Raw genomic sequence first — 26,293 nt, 5'->3', positions numbered from 1 at the left:
ACCCGTGGCAGAACCCGTCTCCGGGCGCAGCGGCCGGCTGCTCAGCCTTTTCGGCCCGCGCACCGAACCGCCGAGCGTCGCGTCCGTGCTGCGCAGCGCGCTGTGGCCGCTGGCGATCCTGACCGTGATCCACCGCAGCTACGTGCTCGCGACCAACGGCTACATCACCGACGACTTCGGGCCGGTGTACACCGCCGTCATCAACTTCAAGCGCGGCGTCGACATCTACAACGAGCACTTCGACCACGTCGACCCGCACTACCTCTATCCGCCCGGCGGCACCCTGCTGCTCGCGCCGTTCGGCTACCTGCCCGTCGACGCGGCCCGGTACTGGTTCATCACCTTCAACGTCATCGCGATCCTGCTCGCGGCCTACCTGCTGCTGCGGCTCTTCGACTACACGCTCGCCTCGGTGGCCGCCCCGGCGCTGCTGCTGGCGATGTTCTGCACCGAGTCGGTGACCAACACGCTGGTGTTCACCAACATCAACGGCGTCATGCTGCTGCTGGAGGTGCTGTTCTTCCGGTGGCTGCTCGACGGCCGCACGAACCGGCAGTGGCTGGCGGGCGTCGCGATCGGGCTCACCCTGGTGGTCAAACCCTCGCTGGCGCCGCTGCTGCTGTTGCCGCTGCTGAACCGGCAGTGGCGCCCGCTGGTCACCGCCTTCGCGGTGCCGCTGCTGTTCAACGCGGCGGCCTGGCCGCTGGTCAACGACCCGATGAACTTCATCCGCCGCACGGTGCCCTACATCCTCGGCACCCGCGACTACTTCAACAGCTCCATCCAGGGCAACGGGCTGTATTTCGGCCTGCCGTTCTGGCTGATGTGGGCGCTGCGGCTGCTGTTCGTGCTGCTGGCGGTGGTGTCGCTGTGGCTGCTGTACCGCTATTACCGCACCCGGGACCAGCGGTTCTGGCTGCTGACATCGTCGGGTGTGCTGCTCACGACGTCCTGGCTCGTCACGTCACTGGGCCAGGCGTACTACTCGATGATGTTGTTCCCGTTCCTGATGACGGTGGTGTTGCCGAACTCGGTGCTGCGCAACTGGCCCGCCTGGGCGGCGATCTACGGGTTCATGGCGCTGGACAAGTGGCTGCTGTTCCACTGGATGGTGACCGGCCGCTTCCTCGAATACCTGCGCGTCACCTACGGCTGGTCGCTGCTGATGATCGTCGTCTGCTCGGTGCTGTACTTCCGCTACCTGGACGCCAAGGCCGACGACCGGCTCGCCGACGGCATCGATCCGCCGTGGATGACGCCGGCTGCGCCCAGGGCTACCGTGGACGCATGACCTCTGGGACCGACCTCCCCCGCCCCAAACTGGAGCTGTCCGACGCGCAGTGGCGCGAGAAGCTCACGCCCGCCGAGTACGCCGTGCTGCGCCGCGCCGGCACCGAGCGGCCCTTCACCGGCGAGTACACCGACACCACGACCGAAGGTGTCTACCAGTGCCGGGCCTGTGGCGCCGAACTGTTCCGCAGCACCGAGAAATTCGAGTCGCACTGCGGCTGGCCCTCGTTCTTCGACCCGGCCGACAGCGACGCGGTGATCCTGCGCACCGACGACTCGCTCGGCATGCGGCGCGTGGAGGTGCTGTGCGCCACCTGCCACAGCCACCTCGGCCACGTGTTCACCGGCGAGGGCTATTCGACGCCCACCGACCAGCGCTACTGCATCAACTCGATTTCGCTGCGGCTGGTGCCGACGGGCTCGTGACGCGGCGACGCCGCAGCAGGTCGCGGATTCCGTCGGAGTCCAGCGGGGCGCTGTAGTGGTAGCCCTGCGCGACGTCGCAGCCGAACGTCCGCAGCAGGCGCTCGGTCCCGCCGTCCTCGACGCCCTCGGCCGTCACGGTGATACCGAGCCCGTGCGCCAGGTCGATCACGCTGCGCACCAGCGCACCGGCGCGGGCGTCGGCGACCACGGGCGTGATGAACTCGCGGTCCAGCTTCAACTCGTCGATCGGTAGTTCGCGCAGATAACGCAGCGCCGAATAGCCGCTGCCGAAGTCGTCGACCGCGATCTGCACGCCGCGCTCCCGCAGCGTCTGCAGCGCGGCGCGGGACCGGGCCATGTCGTCGAGGTAGAGGTCCTCGGTGATCTCGACGGTCAGCGCCCCGCCCGGCAGCCCCCGGTCGGCGAGCGCGCGCAGGATCTGCCCCGGCAGCTGGCGGTGCACCAGCGACGGCGCGAACAGGTTCACCGCGACCGGCACGCCGTAGCCGCCGGCCTGCCACCGCGCCGCCTCGTCGAGCGCACGGTCGAGCACCAGGTCTGTGATGGACCGCATCAGGCCGTGGCGGCGCACCAGCGGCAGGAACTCCTGGGGCGGCAGCATCCCCCGCTCGACGTGCGGCCAGCGCAGCAGCGCTTCGACGCCGACGACCTCTCCGCTGCTCAATCGCACCTTCGGCTGATAGACCAGGCACAGGTCCACCTGTTCGATCGCCTCGCGCAGCTCGCCGAGCAGCCGCACCTGCGCGGCGCCGCCCTCCGAGGCGGGCCGGCTGGGCCGGGCCGGCGGCATGGACGCACTGAACTGGGCGACACCGCGGGTGCGTCGCCGCTTGGCCGCGTACATCGCGGTGTCGGCCCGGCGCAGCAGTTCGGGCGCCGAGAGGTCGCGGTCGCGGGGCGGTGCGGCCGCCAACCCCACGCTCACCCGCAGCACCAGCTCTTGATCGTCGACGATGATCGGGTCGTCGAACGCCTCGACCACCCGCTCGGCCATCCACTCGCCCCGGTCGGTCCGTGACTGGACCAGCACCGCGAACTCGTCGCCGCCGAGCCGGGCCACCACGTCGTGGTCGGCGACACACCGGCGGAGGCGGCGCGCCACCTCGACCAGCACCTCGTCGCCGGCGTGGTGGCCGAGGCTGTCGTTGATGAGCTTGAAGTCGTTGAGGTCGAGCACCAGCACCGCCACCGACGTGGTGCGCTGCCGGCGGCGCAGCGCGTCGGCGAGGCGTTCGTTGAACGAGCCGGAGTTCGCCAGGCCGGTGAGCGGGTCGCGCAGCGCCTGCTCGGCGACCGTGGTCAACAACCGGCGGTTCTCGCGGACCACCGCGAACTGCCGCATCAGCACGGCGGTGACCACACCCAGCGACACCGGCAGCACCGGGCTGGTGCGCATGTCGTCGACGTACTCGACCGTCACGACGACGCCCGCCATCAGCAGCGGAACGTAGGGCAACCACAACCCGATCCAGGACGGCACGTGCATGGGCAGATCCTCGTCGCCCGCGGGGAGGCGCCGCTCCAGCAGGCCGGCGATCGCCAGCAGCAGCAATCCGACCACCCAGCCGACGTCGGTCGGGCCGCCGCTGACATAGCGGTCGTGCGCGGTGAGGTAGGCGAAGACCGTGTCGGACACTCCCACCGCGGCGAGCCCCGACGCCAGCAACAGCAGGGTGGCGCGCCGCCGCCCCCGCGCCCGGGTGAGCACCAGCACCGCCATGGTGACGACGACGACGTCAGCGGCCGGATAGGCCAGCGACAGCACGGTCGCGAGGGTGGGGCGCTCGGCGCTCTCGACGACGGTGCGCATCACCAGTGCCCAGGACACGACGAACAGCGCACCGGCGACGATGCAGCCGTCGAGCAGCAACCGGGCCCGGTACGGCCCGCACTCGTGGGCGGCGAACATCAACAACGACATCCCGGCGAACACCGGGAACGCCAGGTAGCCGATGTCGGCGGGCGACGGGAACGGCGGCTGGCGCAGGTAGGACTCGTAGTACATCCACACCAGGTTCCCGACGGTCCACGCCACCAGGCCGGCGGTCAGCAGTGTCCAGGCGATCCGGCGGCGACCGAACTCGGCGCGCGCCGCCCAGCCGGTGCAGGCGGCGGCGAAGGCGCCGGGGACGATGAACGTCAACTCGTCGAGCCACCACAAGGCCGGGTCGCGGCTCCAGCCACCGAGCAGCGTTACGACGAAGCCCGCCGCCACCACGATCGCGGCAACCGCGACAGCCTGCGCGGGCTGCCGCAACGACAGGGTAGGCAGCGGCACGCGCGTCACTCCGATCCAAGCACTCCGCGGCAGCCTAGCAAACTTCTGGCGGACGCCCCGGCGGAGCCGCTACGGCAGCCGTTCGACGAGCTGCTCGACGGCCACCCGCGGGCCGGTGAAAAACGGGATCTCCTCGCGCACATGGCGGCGGGCGTCGGTGGCGCGCAGATCGCGCATCAGGTCGACGATGCGGTGCAGCTCGGGCGCCTCGAAGGCCAGCAACCACTCGTAGTCGCCGAGCGCGAACGCGGGCACGGTGTTGGCCCGGACGTCCTTGTAGCCGCGGGCGGCCATCCCGTGCTCGGCGAGCATCCGCCGGCGCTCGTCGTCGGGCAGCAGGTACCAGTCGAGGGAGCGGACGAACGGGTAGACGCAGATGTAGGCGCCCGGTTCCTCGCCGGCGAGGAACGCCGGGATGTGGCTCTTGTTGAACTCCGCGGGCCGGTGCAGCGCGGTGGCGCTCCACACCGGGGTGCACGCCCGGCCCAGGGTGGTGGTGCGCCGGAAATCGGCGTAGGTGGCCTGCAGGTCCTCGATGCGCTCGGCGTGCGTCCAGATCATGAAGTCGGCGTCGGCGCGCATGCCGGCGATGTCGTAGAGGCCGCGCACGACCACACCGCGCTCCTCCTGCTGCTTGAGGAACGTCGCGGCGTCGTCGACGACGGCGGCGCGGTCGTCGTCGCCGAGCTCGCCCGGGCGCACCGCGAACACCGAGAACATCAGGTAGCGGATGGTGCTGTTCAGCGCGTCGTAATCGAGCCGGGTCATGGCTCCATCGTGCCACTTACCGTCCGCAGCGCCGCCGCCGCCGCGGTCCCCGATGCCACGCACGCCGGCACGCCGATCCCGTCGAGGAAGTTGCCGGCCAGCACCAGCCCGGGCGGGAGCCCGCCGCGCAGCTCGGCGACCAGCCCGGCGTGGCCCGGTCCGTACTGCGGCATGGCGTCGAGCCAGCGGGCGGTCGCCACCGCGATCGGCTCGACCGACAGGCCGAACACGGTCCGCAGGTCCTCGAGCGCCCAGCCGCGCAGCGTCTCGTCGGACACCGCGCGGGCCACCTGGTCGCCGAGCCGGCCGAACGACATCCGCAGCAGTTCGACGTCACCGCCGCGGCCCCACTTGCGGCTGGTCAGCGTGATCGCCTTGGCGTGCAGCGGCTCGCCGGTGGCTACCAGCACCCCGGACTGCTGCGGCAAGGCGGTGTCGGGGGGCAGCGCCATGGCGAGCACCACCGACGACGCCGCCCGGATGCGGGCCGCGGCGGCAGCAACCGCGGGCGCCGCGTCGGCCAGCAGCACCGGCAGCACCGGGGCCGGCACGGCCAGCACCACACCGTCGGCCGACCACCAGCGGTCGCCGGCCCGCAGCCGCCACCGGCCGCCGTCGGACACCAGGTCGGTCACCGCGGCGCGCTGGAGGTCGGCGGCGGCCCGGCGCACCAGCTCGGCGACGAGCACGCGGTAGCCGCCGGCCACAGCGTTGAACACCGGAGCGCCGGTCGCCGGCGGCAACGCCTGCGCCACCGCGGCCGTGAGGTTCGCAGCCCCGGCGTCCAGCGCGGCGGCGACGCCCGGGGCGGCCGCGCGGATGCCGATGGTGCGCGCCGAACCGGCGTACACCCCGGACAGCATCGGGTCCACCGAGCGCGCGACGACCTGGTCGCCGAATCGGTCGGCCACCACCTCGCCGACGGCGGGGTCCGCGCCGCGCGCCCAGCGCATCGGCCGGGCCGGCTCGTCGCGCATCGTCGCCAGCGTGGCGTCGTCGACGAGTCCGGCGAGCGGTTCGGGCGCAGCCGGTATCCCGTTCACCGTGCCGGTGGGCAGCGGGTGCAGCCGGCCTTCGCTGTAGATCAGCGGCCGGGCGCCGGTGGTCTCGACCCGCCGGTCGGCCAGGCCGAGCTCGGCGAGCAGCGCCGGCACCTCGGGCCGGCGGGCGACGAACGCCTCCGCGCCCACGTCGACGGGGTGTCCGGCGAGCTCCCGCGTCTGCAGGATGCCGCCGAGGTCCGCGGGTTCGAACAGCGTGATGGTGGCGTCGTCGCCGAGCGCGCGGCGCAGCCGGTACGCCGCCGTCAGGCCCGCGATGCCGCCGCCGACGACGCAGTACGACGTCACAACGCGTGCACCAGCGACACCGTCTCGGTGAGCACGCCGGGATCCGTCGCGGGCAGCACGCCGTGGCCCAGGTTGAAGATGTGGCCGCCGGCGCCGGCGTCCACCGCCCGCCGGCCGTCGTCGACCACCCGTCGCACCTCCCGCTCGACGACCGGCCAACCGGCCAGCAGCACCACCGGGTCGAGGTTGCCCTGTAGCACCGTGCCCGGCCGCACCCGCGCCGCCGCGTCCGCCAGCGACGTCCGCCAGTCGACCCCGACGACGGTGGCGCCCGCCTCCCCCATCGCGCCGAGCAGCTCGGCGGTGCCGACCCCGAAGTGCGTCATCGGCACGCGTGCGTCGGCGAGCTCGGCGAACACCCGGGCGCTGTGCGGCAGCACGTGGCGGCGGTAGTCGGCCAGCGACAGGGTGCCGGCCCAGGAGTCGAACAGCTGCAGCGCGTCGACGCCCGCGGCCAGCTGCATCCGGAGGAACCCGACCGTGATGTCGGTGAGCCGCGCCATCAGCGCGTGCCAGGTGTCCGGGTCGCCGAGCATCATCGCCTTCGTGCGGTCGTGGTGCTTGCTCGGTCCGCCCTCCACCAGGTAGGACGCCAGGGTGAACGGCGCTCCGGCGAACCCGATCAGCGGCACCTCCCCGAGCTCGCGGGTCAGTTGCGTCACCGCGCGGGCCACCGGCTCGACGGTTTCGGCGCGCAGCGGCGTCAGGCGGTCGACGTCGCCGGCCGAGCGGACCGGAGTGCCGATCACCGGCCCCACGTCGGGGACGATGTCGACGTCCACGCCGGCCGCGCGCAGCGGAACGACGATGTCGGAGAACAGGATGGCGGCGTCGACGCCGTGTCGCCGCACCGGTTGCAGCGTGATCTCGGTGATGAGGTCGGCGTCGAAGCAGGCCTGCATCATGGTGTTGCGCGCCCGCAGCTCCCGGTACTCCGGCAGCGAGCGGCCCGCCTGCCGCATGAACCACACCGGGACGTGGCGCGGCTTGCGCCCGTTCGCGGCGGTCAGATACGGCGATTCGGGCAGCTCACGGCGGTTGCTCATCGCTTCCCATGCTGCCATGTGCGTGCGCGGCGGCGCGCCTGCGCCCGCAGCGCGGCCGGCAGGTCTAGCGTCTGCTGGCGTGACCGCAGCCGAACCCGAGCAGTTCCGCACGGCGGTGGCGGCGATGAACGCCGCGGCCGTCCGCCCGGAGATCGAGCTCGGTCCGATCCGGCCGCCGCAGCGGCTTGCTCCGTACAGCTATGCGCTGGGCGCCGAGGTCCGCCACCCCGAGACCGAGGTGGTGCCCGAACGGTCCGAAGGGGACGCGTTCGGCCGGCTGATCCTGCTGCACGACCCCGACGGCGCCGACGCCTGGGACGGCACCATGCGGTTGGTCGCCTACATCCAGGCCGACCTGGACGCCAGCGAGGCGGTCGACCCGCTGCTGCCCGAGGTGGCGTGGAGCTGGCTCGCCGAGGCACTGGAGAGCCGGGCGGGCGGCGTCACCGCGCTCGGCGGCACCGTCACCGCTACGACGTCGGTCCGCTACGGCGACATCTCCGGCCCGCCGCGCGCCCACCAGCTGGAGCTGCGGGCGTCGTGGACGGCGAACGACCTGTCGCTGCAGGGCCACGTGCAGGCATTCTGCGACGTGCTGGAGCACGCCGCCGGCCTGCCGCCCGTCGGCGTCACCAGCCTCGGGTCCCGCTCGCGCGCCTGACCGCACCCACCCGCCCGTAAAGTGACATGCCGTGTCGAACAGCGCGGAGCCGAACCGTAACGGCGACGACAACGCCGACAACAGCGCCGACGAGCCCGCCGAGCCTGCGGTCACACCGCTGCTCGCGCCCGCCGATGGGGTGCCCGAGCTTTCCGTCACCGCGCGTGACATCGCCGCCGCGGCCGACCGGCTCGCGTCGGGATCCGGCGCATTCGCCGTCGACGCCGAGCGTGCGTCGGGCTTCCGGTACTCGAACCGGGCCTACCTGATCCAGATCCGGCGGGCCGGCGCCGGGACGGTGCTGGTCGATCCGGTGAGCCACGGCGCCGGCGACACCGTCGAGGTGCTGCGTCCGCTCGCCGAGGTGCTGTCCACCGACCAGTGGATCCTGCATGCCGCCGACCAGGACCTGCCCTGCCTGGCGGAAGTCGGCCTGCGGCCGCCGGAGCTGTACGACACCGAGCTGGCCGGCCGGCTCGCGGGCTTCGAGCGGGTGAACCTCGCGACCATGGTCGAGCGGCTGCTCGGGCTGGGCCTGGCCAAGGGCCACGGCGCCGCCGACTGGTCGAAACGCCCGCTGCCCGACGCCTGGCTCAACTACGCCGCACTGGACGTCGAAGTGCTCATCGAACTGCGTGACGCGGTCGCGGCGGTCTTGGCCGAACAGGGCAAAACCGATTGGGCGGCACAGGAATTCGAATATCTGCGCACCGCGGTGCCGGCTCCGACGCGGCGGGACCGCTGGCGCCGCACCTCGGGCATCCACAAGATCCGCGACCCGCGCGGGCTGGCGGCGGTGCGGGAGCTGTGGCAGATCCGCGACCAGATCGCGGCGCGCCGCGACATTGCGCCGGGCCGCATCCTGCCCGACGCCGCGATCGTCAACGCGGCGGTCGCCGACCCGAAGACCGCCGCGGAGCTGACGGCGCTGCCGATCTTCGGCGGGTCGAAGCAGCGGCGCAGCGCCCAGGTGTGGCTCGACGCGCTGGCGCGGGCACGCGAGCACCCGGAGCCGACGGAACCGGCCGAACCGCCGACGGGACCCCCGCCCGCGGTGCGATGGAGCCGCCGCAAGCCCGAGGCGGCGGCGCGGCTGGACAAGGCGCGCGCCGCGATCGCCGAGGTGTCGCAGCGCGTGACCGTCCCGAGCGAGAACCTGCTGTCCCCCGAGCTGCTGCGCCGGCTGTGCTGGGACGGCGTCGGCGGCGACGACGTGGCCGGCGCCATCGAAGACTTCCTGCGCGACGGCGGCGCGCGGCCCTGGCAGCGGGAACTGGTCGTTCCCGCGCTGGCCGCGGCGCTGTCGGAGTAAGCGGGCCGCGCGCGCTCAGGCGCGCTCGCGGACCTCGCCGGCGGCGGTGGCGGCGCTGCTCTGCGCGGCGATCCAGCCGGTGATCTGGCGGGCGACGTCCTGGTCCGTCAGGCCGATCTCGGCGAGGATCTCGCCGCGGGAGGCGTGCGGCAGGAACCGCTGCGGGACGCCGACGTCGCGCGCCGGGGTGTCCACCTCGGCGCGGCGCATCGCCGCCGACACCGCCGAACCGATACCGCCGGCCACGCCGCCGTCCTCGACGGTGACCACCAGCTTGTGCGCGGCGGCCAACCGGACCACCTCGTCGGGCACCGGCAGCACCCAGCGCGGGTCGACGACCGTGACGCCGATGCCCTGCTTGCGCAGCCGCGTGGCCGCGGCGAGCGCCAGGCCGGCGAACGGCCCGACGGCCACCAGCAGGACGTCGTCGGAGAGCCCGTCGGCGGGCAGCGCCAGCACGTCGACGCCGTGGCGCCGCTGCAGCGCCGGAATGTCTTCGCCGACATCGCTCTTCGGGAATCGCAGCGCGGTGGGGCCGTCGTCGACGTCGAGCGCCTCGCCGAGCTCCTCGCGCAGCCGGGTGGCGTCGCGCGGCGCGGCGACCCGCATGCCGGGCACGATGCCGAGCATGGCCATGTCCCACATGCCGTTGTGGCTCGCGCCGTCGCTGCCGGTGACCCCGGCGCGGTCGAGCACCAGCGTGACGGGCAGCCGGTGCAGCGCGACGTCCATCATGATCTGGTCGAACGCCCGGTTCGCGAACGTCGAGTAGATGGCGACCACCGGATGCAGGCCGCCCATCGCCAGCCCGGCGGCGGACGTCAGCGCATGCTGCTCGGCGATGCCGACGTCGAAGAGCCGGTCGGGGAACTGGGCGCCGAACGCGGCGACGCCGGTGGGTCCGGGCATGGCGGCGGTGATGGCGACCACGTCGCGCCGGTGCGCGCCGTAGGCGACGAGGGCGTCGGAGAACGTGGACGTCCACCCCGGCGCCGCCACCTTGGTGGCCGCACCGGTGATGGGATCGATGACCCCGCAGGCGTGCATCTGCTCGGCCACGTCGTTCTCGGCCGGCGCGAAGCCCATCCCCTTGCGGGTGACGACGTGCACGATCACCGGGCCGTTGAAGCGCCGGGCGTTGCGCAGCGCCACCTCGACCGCGTGCTCGTCGTGGCCGTCGACCGGGCCGACGTACTTCAGGCCGAGGTCGGTGAACAGCACCTGCGGCGCCAGCGCGTCCTTGATGCCGGCTTTCATGCTGTGCATGGCCTGGTAGCACACCTCGCCGATGACGGGCACGCCCCGCACCGCCCGCCGGCCGTTCTCCAGCACCCGCTCGTAGCCCGGCTGCAGCCGCAGCGCGGCCAGGTGCTCGGCGAAGCCGCCGATGGTGGGTGCGTAGCTGCGGCCGTTGTCGTTGACGACGATGACGATCGGCCGGTTGGCGGCCGCGATGTTGTTGAGCGCCTCCCAGCACATGCCGCCGGTGAGGGCGCCGTCGCCGACGACCGCCACCACGTGGCGGTTGCGGTGCCCGGCGAGCTCGAACGCCTTGGCCAGGCCGTCGGCGTAGGACAGCGCGGCCGAGGCATGGCTCGACTCGACCCAGTCGTGCTCGCTCTCGGTGCGCGACGGATAGCCCGAGAGCCCGTCTTTCCTGCGCAGCGTGTCGAAGTCGCGGCTGCGGCCGGTGAGCATCTTGTGCACATAGGCCTGGTGGCCGGTGTCGAAGATGATCGGGTCGTGCGGCGAGTCGAACACCCGGTGCAGCGCCAGGGTCAGCTCCACGACCCCCAGGTTGGGCCCGAGGTGCCCGCCGGTGGCCGCCACCTTGTGGATGAGGAACTGCCGGATCTCGTCGGCGAGTTCGCCGAGCTGCCGCTGCGAAAGGCGCTGTAGATCAGCAGGACCGCGGATCTGATCAAGCATCCGGCCAGTCTACGCACCTGCGGCGGGGTTCAGTCGTTCCGGAACTGGTACACGTCGGGCGTGCCGTCGCGGTCGTCGTCGCGGGTCTCCAGCTCCGCGACGGCGCGGTAATGGCGGTTGCGGAGCCGCAGCACCACGGCCGCCAGCACCGCCGCCAGCAACGACCCGGCGAGCACGGCGACCTTCACGTGGTCGCCGCGCGCCGACCCCTGGCCGTAGGCGAGGTCACCGATCAGCAAGGACACGGTGAACCCGATGCCCGCCAGCTGCGCCACGCCGAAGACGTCGACCCACCGCAGCGACGGGTCCAGGGTGGCTCGGGTGGCGGCGGACAACAGCCGGGTGGTGCCGAAGATCCCGACGGTCTTCCCGACGACGAGCCCGGCCACGATCCCCAGCGCGACCGGGTCGGTCAGCGCCGTCGTCAGGCCGTCGCGGCCGCCGATGGTGACGCCGGCGGCGAAGAACGCGAACACCGGCACCGCGACGCCGGCCGAGATCGGCCGCACGCGGTGCTCGAAGTGTTCGGCCAGCCCGGGCCCGGCGTCGGGTCCGCCCGCGGCGTCGCTTCTCGGCACGGGCACCGTGAACCCCAGCAGCACCCCGGCGACCGTGGCGTGCACACCGGACTCGTGCATGAACACCCAGGTCGCCACGGCCAGCGGCACCAGCAGCCACCAGCTGCGGATCCGGCGCCGGACACATGCCGCGAACAGTGCGAGGGGTATCAGGGCCAGCGCCAACGCCGTGACGTCGATCCGCTCGGTGTAGAAGACCGCGATCACGGTGATTGCCAGCAGATCGTCGACCACCGCCAGCGTCAGCAGGAACGTGCGCAGCGCCGACGGGAGATGCGTCGAGATCACCGCCAGCACCGCGACCGCGAACGCGATGTCGGTGGCCGTCGGGATGGCCCAGCCGCGCAGCGCGCCGTCATCGCCCTGTGTGGCGAAGCCGACGAAGAACAGTGCCGGCACCACCATGCCGCCCACCGCGGCCGCAATGGGCAGCGCCGCGCGCGCCGGGCTGCGCAGGTCGCCGGCGACGAACTCGCGCTTGAGCTCCAGCCCGACGACGAAGAAGAAGATCGCCAACAGCCCGTCGGCGGCCCAGGTGCCCAGCGTGAGGTCGAGGTGCAGCCCCGCCACGTCGGCGCCGACGCGGGTGTCCCGCAGCGAGTGGTAGGCCGCCGACCACGGCGAGTTGGCCCAGATCAGCGCGGCCGCGGCGGCGACCAGCAGCACCGCGCCGCCGACGGTCTCGCGGCGCAGGATCTCGGTGACCCGCGAGGTCTCGCGCCAGGAGCCGCGGGACAGCAGGGTGCGGGACACGCCCTCAGCGCTCCCGGGTCAGCAGCGCGATGCCCTCGACGTGGTGGGTGAGCGGAAACGCGTCGAACGCCTCGAGTCGCGCGACGGCGTAGCCGTGCTCGCGGTACAGGCCGACGTCGCGGGCGAAGGCGGCCACCTCACATCCGATGTGGATGATGCGCGGCACACCGGCGCGCGCCAGCGCCTCGACGACCTCGCGGCCGGCGCCGGTGCGCGGCGGGTCGAGCACGGCCACGTCCGCCGGCGGCTCGTTGCGCTGCAACACCCGCTTCACCGAATCCGTCACCACCTCGACCTGCGGGCTGTCGGCGAGCGCCTCGCGGGCCGCGCGGCCCGCCAGCCGGGAGGTGTCGACGCTGCGCACACTGCCCCGCTCGCCGACCGCGTCGGCCAGCACGGCCGCGAACACGCCCGCGCCGCCGTAGAGATCCCACGCCGTCTGGCCGTCGCTCAGCTCGGCCCACTCACCGACGAGCTCGCTGTAGCGCGCGGGCGCGGCGGGATGGGACTGCCAGAACGCCGTCACCGGCACCCGCCAGGTGCGACCGCCGACGCGGTGGGTCGCCTCGTAGCCGCCCTCGACCACCTCGGTCCGCACGTCGCGGCCCGCTTGCACCACGTGGCGCCGGCCGTCGTCGTCGCGGACCACGTGCACCGCCGCGCCGACGGGAAACCGCCACAGCGCCAGGCCGTCGAGCAACTCCGGCGCCAGCTGGCCGCACCGCAGGTCGGTGACCACTTCCTCGCTGTGATAGCGGTGGAAACCGGGCCGGCCACCGGGGTCGACGGCGAGCCGCACCCGGGTGCGCCAGCCGGTGGCCGACGGGCCCAGCGGTTGCACCTGGCCGTCCCAGTGCTGGCCGCCGAGCCGGGCGAGCTGATTGGCCACCACGGCCGTCTTCAGGGTGCGCGCCGCGGCCGGGTCGACGAACGACAGGTCGCAGCAACCGGACCCGTCGACACCGGCGATCGGGCACAGCGGCGCGATCCGGTCGGCCGAGGGCTCCAGGATCTCGACCGCATCGGCGTGCCAGAACGCCGTGCGCGCATCGGTGACGCGCGCGCGCACCCGCTCCCCCGGCAGCGCGTGCCGGACGAACACCACCCGGCCCTCGTGGCGGGCCACGCAGCTGCCGCCGTTGGCCGGATCCCCGACGACGAGCGTGAGCTCGGCGCTCACTCGAGGAACCCGCGCCGCGCGTCGCCCGGCGCGTGCTGGGGTTCGAGGGCCTTGAGCCGCTCCGACGAGTTCAGCTGCCAGGGCACGGACGTCACCATCACGTTGGGTTCGAACAGCAGCCGGCCCTTGAGGCGGAGCGCGCTCTGGTTGTGCAGCAGCTGCTCCCACCAGTGGCCGACGACGTACTCGGGGATGAACACCGTCACCACGGTGCGCGGCGACTCGCGGGTCACCCGCTTGACGTAGTCGAGCACCGGCCGGGTGATCTCCCGGTACGGCGACGCCACCACCTTCAGCGGCACCGAGATGTCGCTGTCCTCCCACTTGTGCACCAGCTCGCGGGTTTCGGCGTCGTCGACGCTGACCGTGATGGCCTCCAGCACGTCGGGCCGCGTCGCGCGGGCGTAGGACAGCGCCCGCAGCGTCGGCAGGTGCAGCTTCGACACCAGCACCACGGCGTGGTTGCGGCTCGGGAGCACGACGTCGCCGCGCTCGGCCTCCTGGTTCTCCAGCTCGCGCGCCACGGTGTCGTAGTGGCGGCGGATCAGCTTCATGATGACGAACAGGCTCGTCATCGCGACGATGGCGATCCACGCGCCGGCCACGAACTTCGTCGCCAGCACGACCACCAGAACCGCACCGGTGCACAGCAATCCGATGGTGTTGATGACCCGCGACCGCATCATCCGACGGCGGGCGGCCGGATCGTTCTCCTCGGCCAGCAGCCGCGTCCAGTGCCGCACCATGCCGATCTGGCTGAGCGTGAACGACACGAACACGCCGACGATGTAGAGCTGGATGAGCGCGGTCACCTCGGCGCGGAACGCGACCACGAACGCCACCGCGGCGGCGGCCAGGAAGAGGATGCCGTTCGAGAACGCGAGCCGGTCGCCGCGGGTGTGCAGCTGCCGCGGCAGGTAGCGGTCCTGCGCGAGGATCGCGCCGAGCACCGGGAAGCCGTTGAACGCGGTGTTGGCCGCCAGCACCAGGATGAGCGCGGTCACACCGGCGATCAGCCACAGGCCCAGCGGGAAGCCCGCGAACACTGCCTCGGCCAGCTGCGCGATCAGCGTTTTCTGGTGGTAGTCCGCGGGCGCCCCCACCAGCTGCTCGTGCGGATGTTCGGCGATCTGCACGCCCGTGCGTTCGGCCAGCATGATGATGCCCAGCAGCAGGCTGACGGCGATGCCGCCGAGCATGAGCAGTGTGGTGGCGGCGTTGCGCGACTTCGGTTTCCGGAACGCGGGCACGCCGTTGCTGATGGCCTCCACGCCGGTGAGCGCCGCACATCCCGACGAGAACGCGCGCGCCACCAGGAAGATCAGCGCCACCCCCAGCACCTCGCCGTGCTCGGAGTGCATCTCGAAATCCGCTGATTCGGCGCGCAGGTCCTTGCCGAGGGCGTAGATCTGGAAGAAGCCCCACCCGAGCATGAGGAACATGCCGCCGATGAAGGCGTAGGTGGGAATCGCGAACGCGGTTCCGGATTCGCGGATCCCGCGCAGGTTCGCCGCCATCAGCAGCAGGATCGCGGCCACCGCGAACCACACCTTGTGGTGGTCGACGAACGGCACTGCCGATCCGATGTTGGACATCGCCGACGACATCGACACCGCCACCGTGAGCACGTAGTCCACCAGCAGCGCACTGGCGACCGTCAGCCCGGCGGTCGGACCGAGGTTGGTGGTGACCACCTCGTAGTCGCCGCCGCCCGATGGGTAGGCGTGCACGTTCTGGCGGTAGCTCGCCACCACCACGAGCATCACGCCGGCGACCGCGAGACCGATCCACGGCGTCATCGAATAGGCGGTCAAGCCCGCCACCGAGAGCACCAGGAAGATCTCCTCCGGCGCGTAGGCGACCGAGGACATCGCGTCGGAGGCGAACACCGGCAGGGCGATCCGCTTGGGCAGCAGCGTGTGCGCCAGTCGGTCGCTGCGAAACGGCCGACCCAGGACCAGCCGGCGGGCGGCGGTCGATACTTTGGACACGAGGTCCAAGACTAGGCCCACCGGTGGGGCCGCTGTACGGTGCACAGCAGTGGCGTGAACAGGCTCATCGGAGACCGAGCCGCGGCATCCGGGAGGACGGGTCGGTGCGCGTTGTGGTGATGGGCTGCGGCCGGGTCGGCGCGTCGCTGGCCGGCGCGCTGTCGCGGGTGGGGCACGAGGTCGCCGTCATCGACCGGGACGCCACCGCGTTCAACCGGCTGTCGGCGGAGTTTCCCGGTGAGCGGGTCCTCGGCATGGGCTTCGACCGCGACGTGCTGCTGCGCGCCGGCATCGAGGACGCCAGCGCGTTCGCGGCGGTGTCGTCGGGCGACAACTCGAACATCATCTCGGCGCGGGTGGCGCGTGAGACGTTCGGCGTCGACCGCGTGGTCGCCCGGATCTACGACGCGAAGCGGGCCGCCGTCTACGAGCGCCTCGGCATCCCGACCATCGCCACCGTGCCCTGGACCACCGACCGGCTGCTCAACCTGCTGACCCGCGAGAGCGGGACGACGAAGTGGCGGGACCCGTCGGGCAACGTGGCGGTCGCCGAGGCGGCGCTCCACGAGCGCTGGGTGGGCCGCCGCGTCACCGAGCTGGAGGCGGCGACCCGCGCCCGGGTGGCGTTCCTCATCCGGTTCGGCAGCGGGCTGCTGCCCGAACCGAAGACCGTCATCCAGGCCGGCGACCAGGTGTACGTGGCGGCGGTGTCGGGTCGTGCCGCAGAAGCGCTGGCGATCGCCGCGCTGCCGCCGAGCGAGGAGCCCTAGGTGAAGGTAGCGATCGCGGGCGCGGGCGCCGTCGGCCGGTCGATCGCGCGGGAGCTGGTGGTCAGCCACGAGGTGACCCTGCTGGAACGCGATCCGCGCCACGTCGACGCCGACGCCATCCCAGCCGCGCAGTGGCGGCTCGGCGACGCCTGCGAGCTGTCGCTGCTGGAGGCGGTGCGCCTGGAGGAGTTCGACGTCGTCATCGCCGCGACCGGCGACGACAAGGTGAACGTGGTGGTGAGCCTGCTCGCCAAGACCGAGTTCGCGGTGCCGCGGGTGGTGGCGCGCGTCAACGACCCGCGCAACGAGTGGCTGTTCGACGAGGCGTGGGGTGTCGACGTCGCGGTGTCCACGCCGCGTATGCTGGCGTCGCTGGTCGAGGAGGCCGTCGCCGTGGGAGATCTGGTGCGGCTCATGGAGTTCCGCAAGGGTCAGGCCAACCTCGTCGAGATCACGCTGCCCGGCGACACGCCGTGGGGCGGCAAGCCGGTGCGCCGGCTGCAGCTGCCGCGCGACGTCTCGCTGGTGACGATCCTGCGCGGCCCGCGGGTGATCGTGCCCGAACCCGACGAGCCGCTGGAAGGCGGCGACGAACTGCTGTTCGTGGCGGCGCCGGAGTCCGAGGACGCGCTGCTCGGCGTCGTGCTGCAGAACGACCGCTGACGCGGTTCACACCCGGCGCTGCGCCTCGGTCGCGTCGTCGTCGTGGTCAGCACCGTGATCGGCGCCGTCCGCGACGGCCGGCTCCGCGGCCGGCATCGCCCGGCGCGCCACCTGGATCGCGAAAAAGGTGACCAGCGCACCGACGGCGGTCAACGGCACGCCCTGGGCGATGCGGGCCACCCCGAGCCAGCCCGTCTCGTCGGCGTCGTAGAGATAGTGCTGCAGGACGAAGCGGAACGCGAAGATCGCGACCCACGTCAGGGTCGCCAGGTCGTAGGCGAAGCGGGCGCGCCGCACCCGGCGCCAGTCGTCGCCGTGACCGCTGACCCAGCCCCAGATGTAGCCGACCAGCGGGCGACGGATGACCAGCGAGACCCCGAACACGACGGCCCACAGCAGCGAGCTCCAGATGCCCAGCAGGAAGTAGCCCTTGCTCTCGCCGACGAGGTAGGCGATCAGCGCGGCGATGCCGACGCCGACGAAGCCCGAGACGGCGGGCTGCACCGATTCGCGCCGCAGCAGCCGCACCAGCAGGATGACGGTGGCGACGCCCAGCGCCGCCGCGACGGCCGCAGTGAGGCCGAACACCGACGACACCGGCACGAACACGATGACCGGCAGCGACGAGTACACCAGGCCGCGCACACCGCCGAGCTGCTCGAGGACGACCGCCGCCGACGGGCCGGCGGTCACTGAATTTCGTAGTGCGGGTTGTAGATCGCCTTGCCGCCGTTGTCGAGTGTGCCCAGCCGGCCGTGCACCCGCAGCCGGCCACCGGACTCGATGCCGGGGATTCGGCGCTGCCCCAGCCACACCAGCGTGACGGTGTCGGTGCCGTCGAACAGCTCCGCCCGCACGCCGCAGCCGCAGCCCTTCGCGTTGGCTTCGACGCTGCGCAGCGTGCCGACCATGGTCACCTCCTGGCCGCGGTGACAGTCGATGGCGCGCTGCGCGCCGGTGCTGGCGATCTCCTCGGTCAGCTCTTCGCAGTCCCGCTGCTCCGGGTCCTCCGTGAGCCGACGGGTGAGGCGCCGCAGATACCGTTCGGCCGTAGCCATGGCCTCTCCTGAGACATCGTTCGAGCAGGCCCGAGGAGGGCCCGCTCCCGCCACCGTAGACCTGTTGCGGCGGTATTTCCACGTCCGGTCCGGCCCGGTCGCGACGGGTCCCGACGGGGCGGGCACGATCGCAGGATGGCGGTGAGTCTGCGAGGGGTCCCGGCGGTGCTGCTGCCCGGCACCGGGTCCGACGACGACTACGTCTACCGGGCCTTTTCGGGTCCGCTGCACGACGTCGGCGCGGTCGTGGTCGCCGTCTGCCCGCAGCCGCGCCGGCTGATCGAGGGCTACCTGGCCGCGCTCGACGAGGCCGCCTTCGGGCAGCCGATCGCGGTGGGCGGGGTGTCGATCGGCGCGGCGGTGGCGTGCGCGTGGGCGCTGCGCCATCCGGGCCGGGTGATCGCGGTGCTGGCGGCGTTGCCCGCCTGGTCGGGGTCGCCGGTGACCGCACCCGCGGCCATGGCCGCCCGGTACTCGGCGGAGGCGCTGCGCCGCGACGGGCTCACCGCCGCGGTGCAGCAGATGCGCGCGACGAGCCCGCCGTGGCTGGCCGACGAACTGACCCGCTCCTGGGTGGGCCAGTGGCCGGACCTGCCCGACGCGATGACGGCCGCCGCGTCCTACCGCGCGCCGACCCCGCAGCAGCTGGCGGCGCTGGCCGCGCCGCTCGGGGTGGTGGCGGCGGTCGACGACCCGGTCCATCCCCTCGAGGTGGGTGTCGAGTGGGCGGCCGCCGCGCCGCGCGGTGCGTTGCGCACCGTCACGCTCGACGAGTTCGGGCGGCAGCCGGCCGCGCTAGGGGCGGCGTGCCTGGCCGCGCTGGCCGACGCCGCCGGCTGATCTCACCGGCGCTCAGCCGCCGGTGATGGTGCGCAGCTGCTGCATCGCCTCACCCTGCGCGCTGCGCCGCGCGGTGGGCTCCGGCGGCGGCGCCTGCTCCGCGGGTTGGTGGGCCGCCTGGGCGGCGGCCTGGGCGGCGGCCGCGCGCAGCTGCTGCGCCATGGGCTCGGGGAGCTGCACCGGCAGCGGCGTGCGGACCGGCATCGGCGTGTCGCCGCGGCGGACGACGGTGTCGGTGAGCGCGGCGCGGGCCATCTCGGCCAGCTGCGCCATGCCCTCGGCGGTCCCGTGGGCGACACAGCGGATCATCCAGCGGTACCCGTCGACGCCGATGAAGCGCACGACGTGCTCGCCGCGGCCCACCACCTCACGACCCCACGGGCCGTCCTCGATGCTGACCGTCGAGGAGTCCTTGCGCAGCGCCTCGGCCAGCTCGCCGGCCACCTCGCGCCACAGCCCGGCGCTCTTCGGGGCCGCGAACGCCGCGACGGTGAACCGTCCGTACGGCGTCACCACCCACACCGCGCTCGGCACGCCGGTCTGGGTCAACTCGACCTGCACCTGACCGGCCTCGGGAAGGGGGATGAGCACCGACCCGAGGTCCAGCCGGCCGATCGTGGCCTGTTCGGGATCGTCGAAGTCGTCGATGTCGAACGGGCCGTCGGGCACGTCGTCGCCGGTCGGGTCCGCGTCGCTATCGTTCACTGCTGCGTCGTTCGCTGCTGCCATCTAAAGACTCGCATGTCCTCCGGAGGAACCGTGCCCGCCCTCGCCGCGGGTGGTTTCGGCCAGCCCGGCCTCGTCGAACGAGGCGACCTCGACCAGTTCGGGCAGCTCGACCCGCTGCACGAGCAACTGCGCGATGCGGTCACCACGCCGTAGTTCGATAGTGCTCGCGGGATCGAGATTGATCAACGCCACCTTGATCTCGCCGCGGTAGCCCGCGTCGATGGTGCCCGGCGCGTTGACGATCGACAGCCCCAGCCGCGACGCCAGCCCCGAACGCGGGTGCACCAGCCCGACCATGCCCTCGGGGATCGCGACGGCGATGCCGGTGCCGACCAGCGCCCGCCGGCCGGGGCGCAGCTCGACGTCGGTCGCGCTGTACAGGTCCATCCCCGCGTCCCCCGCGTGCGCCCGCACCGGCATCGGCAACTCGGGGTCCAGACGGACCACCGGCAGGCGGGTCGGCACGAGGCGCAAGACTACTCTGAGCCGCGTGTCCGGTACGCGTGCAGCCTCGGTGTCGGTGCGGTACCGCGAGCGGCTCACCGTGCCGTGGTGGTGGTGGCCGCCGGCCCTGGGGGTGGCCTCGGTGATCGCACTGGAGGTCAACCAGGGCGTGCGGACCCTGCCCGACTGGGTGCCGTTCGCGGTGCTTGTGCCCGTCGCCGCCGCGGTGCTGGTGTGGCTGGGGCGCGTCGAGGTGGCGGTGGTCAGCCGCGACGGCGTCGTCGAGCTGCAGGCCGGCCCGGCCCACCTGCCGGCCGACGTCATCGAGCGGTGCGCCGTGGTGCCCAGGACCGCGAAGTCCGCTGCGCTCGGCCGCCAGCTCGATCCCGCCGCGTTCGTGCTCCACCGGGCCTGGGTCGGTGATCTGGTGCTCGTGGTGCTCGACGACCCCGAGGACCCCACGCCCTACTGGCTGGTCAGCAGCCGCCGGCCCGACCAGGTGCTGGCGGCGCTGCGAAGTTGACCGGCGGCGTCACGCCGCGCAGTCGGTGCAGATCAGCTCGCCGTTCTTCTCGCTCGCCAGCCGGCTGCGGTGATGCACCAGAAAGCAGCTCGAGCAGGTGAATTCGTCGGCCTGCTTGGGGATGACGCGGACGGACAGCTCCTCACCGGAGAGGTCGGCGCCGGGCAGCTCGAACGACTCCGCGGTCTCCGTTTCGTCGACGTCGACGACCGCCGACTGCGCTTCGTTGCGCCGCGCCTTGAGCTCCTCCAGCGAGTCCTCGGAGACCTCGTCGGTCTCGGTGCGCCGCGGGGCGTCGTAGTCGGTCGCCATGTCTATCCCCTCGTAGGTGTTGCAGCAGAGGTTTGTACCAGCCTCGAACGCATCCGCCTAACGGATCGTGCCCGGATGACCTCCCCGTCATCTGTGATTTGGATCACAGTTGCTCGCCAGTTGGCCGTGGTGGCTGCTAGCAGCCGTCCTAGAGTGCAGAGGTGGTATCGCTGATCACCGAGGGCTCGGCCTTCGACGCCAAGGGCCGCCCCTTCAAACGCCGCAACTACCTGCCCGGCCTCGTCGCGCTGGCGGTTCTCGCACTGCTGACGACGGTCGTGTGGGCGATTGCCCTCTCCCAGACCGAGGAGGTGGCCGTGGCCACCCCCTGCAATCCGCCGCCTCCGCCCGCGGACGGAACGCCGGCGGTGCCGCTCGGCGAGCAGGTACCGCGCTCGACGATGGTCGACGTCATGCCGGCCCGGCTGCTCGACACCAAGGTCCGCGTCCTCAACGCCAGCGGCGAGGGCGGCCAGGCGGCCGAGGTGGCCGGCTCGCTTAAGGAAATGGGCTTCGCTCCGCCTACCGCGGCAAATGACGACCGGTACGCGAACTCGCGGTTGAACTGCCAGGGTCAGATCCGCTTCGGCGCCACCGGCCAGGCGGCGGCGGCCACGGTGTGGACGGTCGCGCCCTGCTTCGAGCTGATTCGCGACGATCGCCCCGACGACACCGTCGACCTGGCACTTGGCACCCAATTCGAGGCGCTGGCCGATAGCGACGACGTCGACGCCGTGCTCGCGGCGCTCGCCCCGGAGTCCGCCACGCCGGTCGACCCGGCGCTCATCAGGGACATTCATTCGTCGCCCTGCTGAGTTTCTGGCAAAGTTTGCAAACTTCGCGGTGATCGCTATAGTCCTAACCGGCAAGTAGCGTTACCGCGTTCCGGCGCACCCCGGACCACGTGCACGCGCTCGCTGAGGGGCCGATCGAGGACGCCCCTGCACCGCCACGGGTGAAACCGGTTAGGAGCGCGTCATGAAAGTTGTGCTTTTCTGCGGCGGCTACGGCATGCGCATGCGCACCGCCGAGGACGACGTCATCCCCAAGCCGCTGCAGATGGTCGGCCCGCGGCCGCTGCTGTGGCACGTGATGCGCTACTACGCGCACTACGGACACAAGGAGTTCATCCTCTGCCTCGGCTACGGCGCCGAGAAGATCAAGGACTTCTTCCTCAGCTACCGCGAGACCGAGTCCAACGACTTCGTGCTGCGCGGCAGCAACGTCGAGCTGCTCGACTCCGACATCTCCGATTGGACGGTGACCTTTGCCGACACCGGTCTGGAGTCGCCGATCGGTGAGCGGCTGCGCCGCATCCGCAAACACCTCGGCGACGACGAATACTTCCTGGCGAACTACGCCGACGTGCTCAGCGACGCCCCGCTCGACGACATCGTCGACACCGTGGTGAGCGCCGGCGCGAGTGCCTCGATGCTCGTCGTACCCCCGCAGTCGTCGTTCCACTGCGTGGACGTCGCCTCCGACGGCCAGGTGAAGGACATCGTGCCCGTCAGCCAGTTCCCGATCTGGGAGAACGGCGGCTTCTTCGTGCTGCGGCAAGACGTCATCGACCTGATCCCGGAGAACGGCGACCTGGTGGCCGACGCCTGCGGCGCACTGGCCGGCACCGGCAAGCTCATCGGATACCGCCACGACGGCTTCTGGAAGCCCGCCGACACCTTCAAAGAGCGTGCTGAGCTCGATGCCAGCTACCGCAACGGCGTCCGGCCGTGGATGGTGTGGGAGGCGCGCCAACCCGTCGGAGCCGGCGCGTGATCTCGCTGGCCACCGCGCAGGCGGTGAGCTCGGTGGCCGTCGTCGGCGCGCACTGCGACGACATCGCCATCGGTGCGGGCGCGACGTTGATCGAGCTGAGCCGGCACCGCCCCGACCTGCAGGTGCACGCGCTGGTGTTGAGCGGGGGCGGCACCGACCGCGAGGCCGAGGAACGCAAGGCCTTCGCCGCCATGTGCGGCCCGGCGCAGGTCCACCTGACGGTTGCCGGGTTTCCCGACGGGCGGCTGCCCGAGCACTGGAACGACGTCAAGGAACAGCTCGCCGCGTTTCGCCGCAGCTGCGCGCCCGACGTGGTGTTCGCGCCGCAGCGCGGCGACCGCCACCAGGACCACCGGCTGCTCGGCGAGCTGGTGCCCACCGAGTTCCGCGATCACCTGGTGTTGGGCTACGAGATCCTCAAGTGGGAGTCGGACCTGCCCGCAACCACCGTCTACCAGCCGATTCCGGACTACACCGCGCGCCGCAAGTGCTCGCTGCTGCACAACAGCTACCCGTCGCAGACCGGCCACGACTGGTTCGACGACGAGGCGTTCCTGGGACTGATGCGCGCCCGCGGCGTGCAGTGCAAACAGCGCTACGCCGAGGCCTTCGTCGTCGAGAAGGCCGTCCTGACCCTCCACTTCGCGCCGCGCTGACGCGCGCACCCACCGAAAGGCAGGACGCATGCGCGTACTGGTCACCGGCACCGAGGGCTACCTCGGCTGCCTGCTCGCCCCGACCCTGATCGCCGACGGCCACGACGTCGTCGGCCTCGACACCGGCTACTACCGCGACGGCTGGCTGGCCGCCGAACACCTCACCGGCATCGCCGCGCCGGCCACCACGCCGCAGACCCTGGTCCGCGACATCCGCGACGTGACCGCCGACGACCTGCGGGGCTTCGACGCCGTGGTGCACATGGCCGAACTGTCCAACGATCCCATCGGCGACCTGATCGGCGACGTCACCTTCGACGTCAACCACCGCGGCAGCGTGCACCTGGCGCAATGCGCCAAACGCGCCGGGGTGACGCGGTTCGTCTACATGTCGAGCTGCAGCGTCTACGGCATCGCCGACGGCACGGTCGACGAGACCAGCCCGATCAACCCGCTGACGCCCTACGCCAAATGCAAAGCGCTGGTCGAGCGCGACCTCACCGCGATGGCCGACGACGACTTCTCCCCCACCTTCCTGCGCAACGCCACCGCCTTCGGCGCGTCGCCGCGGATGCGCTTCGACATCGTGCTCAACAACCTCGCCGGGCTCGCGTGGACCGAGCACCGCATCGCGATGACCTCCGATGGCACGCCGTGGCGGCCGCTGGTGCACGCGCTCGACATCGCCCAGGCCATCCGGTGTGCACTGCGCGCCGACCGCGAGGTGGTGCACGCGCTGGTGGTCAACGTCGGCAGCGACGAGAACAACCGCACCGTGCGCGACATCGCCGAGACGGTGGCCGCCGAATTCCCGGGCTGCGACGTCACCTTCGGTCCCCCGAGCGCGGACAACCGCAGTTACCGGGTGGCGTTCGGGCGCATCCGCGAGGTGTTCCCGGAGTTCCGCGCGCAGTGGGACGTCGCCGCCGGCGCCGCGCAGCTGCACCGGGTGTTCACCGCGATCGCGATGGAGCCGGAGACGTTCTCCGGCCGCGGACACACCCGCCTCAAGCAGATCGAACACCTGCTCAAGACGGGCCAGGTCGACGACCAACTCTTCTGGAAGGACCGCTGATGCGCTACACGCCCACCGATGTCGACGGCGTCACCGTCGTCGACATCGCACCGCACCGCGACGAGCGGGGGTTCTTCGCGCGGTCGTTCTGCGCCGAGGAGTTCTCCGCCCACGGGCTCGACCCCGCGGTGGCGCAAACCAACATCTCGTTCAACCGCACCCGGGGCACGCTGCGCGGCCTGCACCGGCAGGTGCCGCCGTACGCCGAGGCGAAGCTGGTGCGCTGCACCCGGGGCGCCATCGTCGACGTCGCCGTCGACGTGCGGCCGGATTCGGCGACCTACGGCAAGCACGTGATGGTGGAGCTGACCGCCGACAACCACCGGGCGCTGTTCCTGCCGCCCTACGTCGCGCACGGCTTCCAGACCCTTGCCGACGACACCGAGGTGATCTACCAGGTGAGCGGGCCCTACGCCCCGGCCGGCGAACAGGGATTCCGTTGGGACGACCCGGAATTCGGCATCTCCTGGCCGCTGCCGGTGTCGGTGATCTCCGACAAGGACGCCGCCTGGCCGGTCGTGCGCTACGAAGGGAGCGTCGCGAAATGATGATGGCCGTCGACACTTTGCTGGCCCAGCGCGCCGCCGAGGGCAGGCCCGTCCGGGTCGCCATGGCCGGCTGCGGATTCATGGGCCGCGGGCTGGTGAACCAGATCGTCAACAGCGTGCCGGGCATGGAGCTCGCCGCGATCGCAGTGCGACGCCCCGACAAGGCGTTCACGGCGCTCGTCGACGCCGGCTACACCGACGCCGTCACCGCCGAAGGGCTCCCCCAGCTGCAGCGGGCCATCGAGCGCGGCGTCACCGCCGTCACCGAGGACTTCCGGGCGATCACGCAGGCCGACGGCATCGACGTCGTCATCGACGTCACCGGCGCCGTGGAGTTCGGCTGCCGGCTGGCGCTCGACTGCTTCGCCGGCGGCAAGCACCTGGTGCTGATGAACGCCGAGGTCGACGCCACCGTCGGCGCCGAACTGGGCCGGCGGGCCGACGCCGCGGGCGTGGTGTTCACCGGCTGCGACGGCGACCAGCCCGGAGTGCAGCTGAACCTGATCCGGTTCGTCCGCAGCATCGGGGTGACGCCGCTGGTCAGCGGCAACATCAAAGGCCTGCAGGACCCGTACCGCAACCCCACCACCCAGGAGGGGTTCGCGCGGCGCTGGGGCCAGGACCCGTGGATGGTGACCAGCTTCGCCGACGGCACCAAGATGAGCGTCGAGCAGTCGATCGTCGCCAACGCCACCGGCATGAGCGTGCACCGCCGCGGCATGCTGGGCCGCGACCACCACGGCCACGTCGACGAGCTGACCGAGCGCTACGACGTCGACGAGCTCCGCGCACTCGGCGGCGCCGTCGACTACGTCGTGTACGCCAACCCCAACCCCGGCATCTACGTGCTCGGCGCGCACGACGACCCGAAGCAGCAGCACTACCTGGAGCTCTACAAGCTCGGCAAGGGCCCGCTGTACAGCTTCTACACGCCCTACCACCTGTGCCACTTCGAGGTGCCGATCACCGCGGCGCGGGCCGTGCTGCTCGGCGACCCGACCGTGCGGGCGCTGCCCACCCGGCACGTCGAAGCCGTCACCACCGCCAAGACCGACCTGCGGGCGGGCACGGTGCTCGACCGGCTCGGGGGCTACCACTACTACGGCGAAGCCGAGAAGGCCCACATCGTGCGCGACGAGCGCCTGCTGCCGATCGGCGCCGCGGAGGGCTGCGTGCTCACCCGCGACGTCCCCAAGGACGCGACGATCACCTACGACGACGTCGCGGTGCCGCCGGGCCGCCTCGTCGACGAGCTGCTCGACGCGCAGCGCCGGCTGCCGGTCGGCACCCCGCCCGGTCTCCCTGTCACCGCCTGAC

Annotated in this window: 27 protein-coding genes; 14 read left to right on the top strand and 13 right to left on the bottom strand. The window is 72.0% G+C overall.

What is annotated here, in order from left to right:
• The first annotated feature begins 4 nt into the window (after window positions 1-4).
• Together aftC and msrB are read left to right on the top strand one after the other, a co-directional pair.
• Window positions 5-1,291 (top strand): arabinofuranan 3-O-arabinosyltransferase, encoded by a 1,287-nt coding sequence (aftC, locus tag LV457_RS16710; protein WP_232172521.1) that lies wholly within the window; start codon window positions 5-7, stop codon window positions 1,289-1,291.
• Window positions 1,288-1,716, top strand: coding sequence for a peptide-methionine (R)-S-oxide reductase MsrB (gene msrB, locus LV457_RS16705; protein WP_232172519.1), 429 nt, complete (start codon window positions 1,288-1,290; stop codon window positions 1,714-1,716). Before aftC ends, msrB begins: the two co-directional genes overlap by 4 nt.
• Here the strand turns inward: msrB and LV457_RS16700 are convergent.
• The 4 genes from LV457_RS16700 to hemE form a co-directional block, all read right to left on the bottom strand.
• The gene (locus LV457_RS16700) at window positions 1,676-4,015 is read right to left on the bottom strand and encodes a bifunctional diguanylate cyclase/phosphodiesterase (protein ID WP_232172517.1); all 2,340 of its coding nucleotides are present in this window, start codon (window positions 4,013-4,015) and stop codon (window positions 1,676-1,678) included. The two genes, msrB and LV457_RS16700, sit on opposite strands and share 41 nt — an antisense overlap.
• Window positions 4,016-4,084: 69 nt before the next feature.
• On the bottom strand, window positions 4,085-4,783 hold the full coding sequence (hemQ, locus tag LV457_RS16695) for a hydrogen peroxide-dependent heme synthase (protein WP_232172515.1): 699 nt from the start codon (window positions 4,781-4,783) through the stop codon (window positions 4,085-4,087).
• Window positions 4,780-6,132, bottom strand: a complete 1,353-nt coding sequence (locus LV457_RS16690) for a protoporphyrinogen oxidase (RefSeq protein WP_232172513.1) — start codon at window positions 6,130-6,132, stop codon at window positions 4,780-4,782. Before LV457_RS16690 ends, hemQ begins: the two co-directional genes overlap by 4 nt.
• A complete protein-coding gene (hemE, locus tag LV457_RS16685; RefSeq protein ID WP_232172511.1) occupies window positions 6,129-7,178 on the bottom strand; it encodes a uroporphyrinogen decarboxylase in 1,050 nt (349 codons plus the stop codon). Before hemE ends, LV457_RS16690 begins: the two co-directional genes overlap by 4 nt.
• A 124-nt stretch (window positions 7,179-7,302) precedes the next feature.
• Here hemE and LV457_RS16680 point away from each other — a divergent pair, with 124 nt between their 5' ends.
• Together LV457_RS16680 and LV457_RS16675 are read left to right on the top strand one after the other, a co-directional pair.
• Window positions 7,303-7,839, top strand: a complete 537-nt coding sequence (locus LV457_RS16680; protein ID WP_232172653.1) for a DUF3000 domain-containing protein — start codon at window positions 7,303-7,305, stop codon at window positions 7,837-7,839.
• Window positions 7,840-7,957: 118 nt separating this feature from the next.
• Window positions 7,958-9,151: a ribonuclease D gene (locus LV457_RS16675; protein WP_232172651.1), complete on the top strand. Its 1,194-nt coding sequence runs from the start codon at window positions 7,958-7,960 to the stop codon at window positions 9,149-9,151.
• 15 nt (window positions 9,152-9,166) lie between these two features.
• On the opposite strand, the gene dxs is transcribed toward LV457_RS16675, so the two are convergent.
• Genes dxs through LV457_RS16655 form a run of 4 tightly spaced genes read right to left on the bottom strand, consistent with a single transcriptional unit; the run spans window position 9,167 to window position 15,582 of the window.
• Window positions 9,167-11,080: a 1-deoxy-D-xylulose-5-phosphate synthase gene (dxs, locus tag LV457_RS16670; protein WP_232172510.1), complete on the bottom strand. Its 1,914-nt coding sequence runs from the start codon at window positions 11,078-11,080 to the stop codon at window positions 9,167-9,169.
• Window positions 11,081-11,109: 29 nt separating this feature from the next.
• A complete protein-coding gene (gene nhaA / locus LV457_RS16665) occupies window positions 11,110-12,411 on the bottom strand; it encodes a Na+/H+ antiporter NhaA (RefSeq protein ID WP_232172508.1) in 1,302 nt (433 codons plus the stop codon).
• A 4-nt stretch (window positions 12,412-12,415) separates the two neighbouring features.
• The gene (locus tag LV457_RS16660) at window positions 12,416-13,591 is read right to left on the bottom strand and encodes a class I SAM-dependent RNA methyltransferase (RefSeq protein WP_232172506.1); all 1,176 of its coding nucleotides are present in this window, start codon (window positions 13,589-13,591) and stop codon (window positions 12,416-12,418) included.
• Window positions 13,588-15,582, bottom strand: coding sequence for an APC family permease (locus LV457_RS16655; RefSeq protein ID WP_232172504.1), 1,995 nt, complete (start codon window positions 15,580-15,582; stop codon window positions 13,588-13,590). The genes LV457_RS16660 and LV457_RS16655 overlap by 4 nt, the downstream gene beginning before the upstream one ends.
• Window positions 15,583-15,686: 104 nt before the next feature.
• Between LV457_RS16655 and LV457_RS16650 the strand changes: the two genes are divergently transcribed.
• Both LV457_RS16650 and LV457_RS16645 read left to right on the top strand, forming a co-directional pair.
• On the top strand, window positions 15,687-16,352 hold the full coding sequence (locus tag LV457_RS16650; protein WP_232172502.1) for a TrkA family potassium uptake protein: 666 nt from the start codon (window positions 15,687-15,689) through the stop codon (window positions 16,350-16,352).
• A complete protein-coding gene (locus LV457_RS16645) occupies window positions 16,353-17,015 on the top strand; it encodes a TrkA family potassium uptake protein (RefSeq protein WP_232172500.1) in 663 nt (220 codons plus the stop codon).
• Window positions 17,016-17,021: 6 nt separating this feature from the next.
• On the opposite strand, the gene LV457_RS16640 is transcribed toward LV457_RS16645, so the two are convergent.
• Together LV457_RS16640 and LV457_RS16635 are read right to left on the bottom strand one after the other, a co-directional pair.
• The gene (locus LV457_RS16640) at window positions 17,022-17,708 is read right to left on the bottom strand and encodes a DUF3159 domain-containing protein (RefSeq protein ID WP_232172499.1); all 687 of its coding nucleotides are present in this window, start codon (window positions 17,706-17,708) and stop codon (window positions 17,022-17,024) included.
• Window positions 17,705-18,073, bottom strand: coding sequence for an OB-fold nucleic acid binding domain-containing protein (locus LV457_RS16635; protein WP_232172497.1), 369 nt, complete (start codon window positions 18,071-18,073; stop codon window positions 17,705-17,707). Before LV457_RS16635 ends, LV457_RS16640 begins: the two co-directional genes overlap by 4 nt.
• A gap of 135 nt (window positions 18,074-18,208) precedes the next feature.
• Here LV457_RS16635 and LV457_RS16630 point away from each other — a divergent pair, with 135 nt between their 5' ends.
• Complete coding sequence (locus LV457_RS16630) at window positions 18,209-18,913, top strand: alpha/beta fold hydrolase (protein ID WP_232172496.1); 705 nt, start codon at window positions 18,209-18,211, stop codon at window positions 18,911-18,913.
• Between the two features lie 12 nt (window positions 18,914-18,925).
• Here LV457_RS16630 and LV457_RS16625 read toward each other — a convergent pair whose 3' ends face one another.
• Together LV457_RS16625 and dut are read right to left on the bottom strand one after the other, a co-directional pair.
• Window positions 18,926-19,642 carry a DUF3710 domain-containing protein gene (locus LV457_RS16625; RefSeq protein ID WP_232172495.1) on the bottom strand — a complete coding sequence of 239 codons (717 nt, stop codon included), beginning with the start codon at window positions 19,640-19,642 and terminating at the stop codon, window positions 18,926-18,928.
• Window positions 19,643-20,107 (bottom strand): dUTP diphosphatase, encoded by a 465-nt coding sequence (dut, locus tag LV457_RS16620; RefSeq protein WP_232172493.1) that lies wholly within the window; start codon window positions 20,105-20,107, stop codon window positions 19,643-19,645.
• Between the two features lie 25 nt (window positions 20,108-20,132).
• Here dut and LV457_RS16615 point away from each other — a divergent pair, with 25 nt between their 5' ends.
• A complete protein-coding gene (locus tag LV457_RS16615) occupies window positions 20,133-20,609 on the top strand; it encodes a DUF3093 domain-containing protein (protein WP_232172491.1) in 477 nt (158 codons plus the stop codon).
• A gap of 9 nt (window positions 20,610-20,618) precedes the next feature.
• On the opposite strand, the gene LV457_RS16610 is transcribed toward LV457_RS16615, so the two are convergent.
• The gene (locus LV457_RS16610) at window positions 20,619-20,921 is read right to left on the bottom strand and encodes a DUF4193 domain-containing protein (protein WP_232172489.1); all 303 of its coding nucleotides are present in this window, start codon (window positions 20,919-20,921) and stop codon (window positions 20,619-20,621) included.
• A gap of 161 nt (window positions 20,922-21,082) precedes the next feature.
• On the opposite strand from LV457_RS16610, the gene cei reads away from it, so the two are divergent.
• From cei to LV457_RS16580, 6 genes are all read left to right on the top strand, one after another.
• Window positions 21,083-21,736, top strand: coding sequence for an envelope integrity protein Cei (cei, locus tag LV457_RS16605; protein ID WP_232172487.1), 654 nt, complete (start codon window positions 21,083-21,085; stop codon window positions 21,734-21,736).
• Between the two features lie 163 nt (window positions 21,737-21,899).
• Window positions 21,900-22,697, top strand: coding sequence for a glucose-1-phosphate cytidylyltransferase (locus LV457_RS16600; RefSeq protein ID WP_232172485.1), 798 nt, complete (start codon window positions 21,900-21,902; stop codon window positions 22,695-22,697).
• Entirely contained in the window at window positions 22,694-23,353 is a 660-nt protein-coding gene (locus LV457_RS16595; RefSeq protein ID WP_232172483.1) for a PIG-L deacetylase family protein, read from the top strand. Before LV457_RS16600 ends, LV457_RS16595 begins: the two co-directional genes overlap by 4 nt.
• 28 nt (window positions 23,354-23,381) lie before the next feature.
• Window positions 23,382-24,428, top strand: a complete 1,047-nt coding sequence (locus LV457_RS16590; RefSeq protein ID WP_232172481.1) for an NAD(P)-dependent oxidoreductase — start codon at window positions 23,382-23,384, stop codon at window positions 24,426-24,428.
• Window positions 24,428-24,976 (top strand): dTDP-4-dehydrorhamnose 3,5-epimerase, encoded by a 549-nt coding sequence (gene rfbC / locus LV457_RS16585; protein WP_232172479.1) that lies wholly within the window; start codon window positions 24,428-24,430, stop codon window positions 24,974-24,976. The genes LV457_RS16590 and rfbC overlap by 1 nt, the downstream gene beginning before the upstream one ends.
• A gap of 2 nt (window positions 24,977-24,978) precedes the next feature.
• Window positions 24,979-26,292: an NAD(P)H-dependent oxidoreductase gene (locus tag LV457_RS16580; protein WP_232172477.1), complete on the top strand. Its 1,314-nt coding sequence runs from the start codon at window positions 24,979-24,981 to the stop codon at window positions 26,290-26,292.
• Window position 26,293 lies beyond the last annotated feature (1 nt).

This window comes from Mycobacterium sp. MYCO198283, from assembly GCF_021213805.1.
GTDB lineage: Bacteria > Actinomycetota > Actinomycetes > Mycobacteriales > Mycobacteriaceae > Mycobacterium.
The sequence above is the reverse complement of the archived record's forward strand: the minus strand, read 5'-3'. Positions and strand labels throughout refer to the sequence as shown.